Consider the following 2,610-nt stretch of genomic DNA (forward strand, 5'->3'; position numbering starts at 1 on the left):
CCTCCTGCTAATAATATAACACAAAAGTTATAGTTTAGCAAGCGGGTTCTATAATATTTTATAGTTTCATGTCAACAGCCCCTCGCCTCCCCTTTTTAAACAACAAAGCAGAGCCCCGGCTCTGCCTGTGTTCACTATTCTAAACCATACTTGGCTTTAAACCGCTCTACCCGTCCCCGCGTAAAAACATTACGCTGTTTACCACTAAAAAAGGGATGACATTTGGAACAAAGCTCAACTTTTAATTCCTCTTTTGTAGAACCGGTTTCAAATGTCGCACCACAAGCACAGGTTACCGTTGCCTGATAATAGCGAGGATGAATTTCTTTTTTCATAACGCCACCTTCTTTCCAACCCGATTACATTTTGTTATTATAGCATACCCCTCAAAAGGGTGCAAGCACCACTTTATCAGCAAAATCATATTACTATAGTAAATTCGTCAAAGGTGGTGCTCCTCGTTAAAAGAAAATTTATTTATCAAAATCGTTTTTTTATCATTGTTTCCGAAGTCGCTGCTTAGCACGTAGCCATTTCTAAAGTCTGTGTCGAACTTCACGGACGCTTAACAAAACTTAGGTCCCTACCTGCCAAAAGCATTCTCAAATGTTTTGCCCCCAAACCTAAATCAGCGGAAATAGAAGAAGCCTTTAAATTCAATTTAGCAGCCGGTTCTGAACCGGATTTTTCGGGGCCCAATCCTTCCAAAAGTCTTGCCGACTATTTAGAAGCTATTCAAGCCGTAAAGGAAAACAGCGAAAACCAAAAAGAAAACAGACAAATTTCTCCGGAATTAACACTTGAACGCTAATATGTTTATCTCCCAGAAATAGAAAGATACTGTGACTTCTTATCCATACGGTGACGTGCTTCCAAAAACCTTACTGTTCCCGAAGCTCCCCGCATAACCACAGTGTGAGTAGATACAGAATTACCATAATAGCGGACACCTTTTAAGAAATCAGCATCAGTAACACCACTGGCCGCGAAAATCACATCATTACCTTTCACTAAATCATCCAACGTTAAAATCTTTTGCAAATCTTTAACACCCAATTTATGAGCCCGCTGAATTTCTTCTTTATTTAAAGGCCATAACCTGCCTTGAAATTCTCCCCCCATACAGCGTAAAGCCGCTGCAGTCAAAACCCCTTCTGGGGCACCCCCAATTCCTAAAACCATATCAATTCCCGAACCAGGAATACAAGTAGCCACCGCAGGCGAAACATCTCCATCAGTAATTAGCTTAATACGGGCACCCATAGTTCTTAATTCCTCAATAATTTTACGATGTCGATCACGATCAAGAACCACTACTGTAACATCTTGTACCGTTTTATTTAAACTTTGGGCTACAGCCCTAACATTTTCACTTACAGTAGCATTTAAATTTATTTTACCCACCGCAGCAGGGCCTGCCGCAATTTTTTCCATATACATATCCGGAGCATGCAAAAGACAACCTTTGGGAGCCACGGCCAAAACGGAAATAGCACCAGTTAACCCTTTAGCTACCAAATTAGTACCTTCTAAGGGATCAACAGCCACATCAACCTGAATATTTTGTCCACTACCCACTTTTTCCCCAATATAAAGCATGGGGGCTTCATCTCTTTCCCCTTCCCCGATTACTACTATTCCGTCAATATTTACTGTATCAAACATACGCCGCATGGCTGTTACCGCGGCACGGTCCGCCGAATTGCGATCACCACGCCCCCACCAGCGTGCACAAGCAATTGCCGCCGCCTCGGTTACCCGGGCAAATTCCAAAGCCAGTTCCCGTTTCATTACTGAACATAGTCTTTCAGTGGTCATCCTCTTTCTCCTCCTCTTCTATCCCTATTTTATCCCCTTTTGCCAATCACGTGCAAACTGTTCTAACCCGATTGTTGTTAAAGGATGAACAAACATTTTTTGCAGTACCGAATAGGGAAGTGTTGCGATTTGGGCACCAGCCAAAGCAGCCCCTTCGACATGAGCAGGATGGCGGATACTAGCAGCAATAATTTTAGTAGGTAATTGATAATAATTATAGACTTCGGCAATTTGAGCCACTAAACTAAGTCCATTACAGCCAATATCATCTAATCTGCCCACAAAAGGACTGACAAAACTAGCTCCAGCACGTGCTGCCAACAAAGCCTGATTTAATGAAAAAATTAACGTAACATTAGTTTTTATTCCCTCAGCAGCTAAAATAGGCAAACATTTTACCCCAGCAGGTGTAAGCGGAATTTTAATCACCACATTAGCTCCGATTTGAGCCAATTGGCGGGCCTCACTTAACATCATCTCCGTATCCTCAGCCAACACTTCCGCACTTACCGGTCCAGGGATCAATTTAATAATTTCAGCCACCAAATCCGCAAATTCCCCTTTTTCCCGTGCTACCAATGTGGGATTGGTCGTTACCCCAGAAATTACCCCATAAGCAGCCGCGGCTTTAATTTCTGCTAAATTTGCGGTATCCAAAAAAAGTTCCAAAAGATACACCGTTGCCAAAACCTTATAAAACTCTATAAGTTCTGTTTGTTTCCCTGTTCTTCCTGTCCAGTTTCGGATAAAACCTACCGCTGTTTGATATAACAGTCCAAGGGCTTAACTTCG

General features: G+C 42.3%; 4 protein-coding genes. All 4 read right to left on the bottom strand.

The features are described 5' to 3' along the window. Positions 1–134: 134 nt before the first annotated feature. The 4 genes from rpmE to fsa all read right to left on the bottom strand — a co-directional run bounded on the left by rpmE (position 135) and on the right by fsa (position 2,487). Complete coding sequence (gene rpmE / locus GX687_06435; protein HHX97074.1) at positions 135–335, bottom strand: 50S ribosomal protein L31; 201 nt, start codon at positions 333–335, stop codon at positions 135–137. Between the two features lie 220 nt (positions 336–555). Further along, positions 556–699 carry a hypothetical protein gene (locus tag GX687_06440; protein ID HHX97075.1) on the bottom strand — a complete coding sequence of 48 codons (144 nt, stop codon included), beginning with the start codon at positions 697–699 and terminating at the stop codon, positions 556–558. Between the two features lie 117 nt (positions 700–816). After that, on the bottom strand, positions 817–1,791 hold the full coding sequence (glpX, locus tag GX687_06445; protein HHX97076.1) for a class II fructose-bisphosphatase: 975 nt from the start codon (positions 1,789–1,791) through the stop codon (positions 817–819). Positions 1,792–1,842: 51 nt separating this feature from the next. Next, on the bottom strand, positions 1,843–2,487 hold the full coding sequence (gene fsa, locus GX687_06450) for a fructose-6-phosphate aldolase (protein HHX97077.1): 645 nt from the start codon (positions 2,485–2,487) through the stop codon (positions 1,843–1,845). Positions 2,488–2,610: the final 123 nt, after the last annotated feature.

It is taken from the genome of Clostridia bacterium (assembly GCA_012841935.1).
Classification (GTDB): Bacteria; Bacillota; Peptococcia; order DRI-13; family DTU073; genus DUTS01.

Excerpts from the sequence above, each read along its gene's own strand:
- rpmE (HHX97074.1), bottom strand. The coding sequence starts at position 335 with ATGAAAAAAGAAATTCATCCTCGCTATTATCAGGCAACGGTAACCTGT.
- glpX (HHX97076.1), bottom strand. The coding sequence starts at position 1,791 with ATGAAACGGGAACTGGCTTTGGAATTTGCCCGGGTAACCGAGGCGGCG.